Source organism: Kocuria oxytropis (genome assembly GCF_040981195.1).
In the GTDB taxonomy this organism is placed as follows: Bacteria; Actinomycetota; Actinomycetes; order Actinomycetales; family Micrococcaceae; genus Kocuria; species Kocuria oxytropis.
Genome location: NZ_JAVFXA010000118.1, coordinates 1 through 521, shown reverse-complemented (window position 1 = coordinate 521; position 521 = coordinate 1). Strand labels below are relative to the sequence as shown.

The 521-nt window shown below is 75.4% G+C and carries 1 protein-coding gene; it reads left to right on the top strand.

The genetic code is table 11. From position 1 onward, the window contains the following. Window positions 1-17: 17 nt before the first annotated feature. Window positions 18-521: FAD-dependent oxidoreductase (locus QYM41_RS17880; protein WP_368801109.1), on the top strand; the 504-nt coding region annotated here is incomplete at its 3' end.

The following is a 521-nucleotide window of genomic DNA, read 5'->3' as shown; positions in this document are numbered from 1 at the left end:
AACGAACAGGGAGCGCTGTGCCGAAGGTCGTCGTGATCGGGGCCGGGCAGGCGGGCCTGTCCGCCGCCCACCACCTGCTGCGCCGGGGACTGGAGCCGGAGGAGGACGTCGTGGTCCTCGACGCCAACCCCGGGCCCGGGGGAGCGTGGCGCCACCGCTGGCCCTCGCTGACCTTCGGCGGGGCCCACGGGATCCACGACCTGCCCGGGATGGCCCTCGGGGTGCCCGACCCGGCCGAGCCCGCCTCGTCCGTGGTGGCCCGCTACTACGGTGAGTACGAGCGCCGCTTCGGGCTGCCCGTGCACCGGCCCGTGGCCGTGCGCCGGGTGGAGTCCGCCTCCGACGACGGGCCGCTCGAGGTGGTCACGGACTCCGGGACCTGGCGGACGGAGCTGGTGGTCAACGGCACCGGCACGTGGGATCGCCCGTACTGGCCGTACTACCCCGGCCGGGAGAGCTTCCGGGGGCGGCAGCTGCACACCCACGACTTCCGCTCCGCCGAGGAGTTCCGCGGCCGGCAC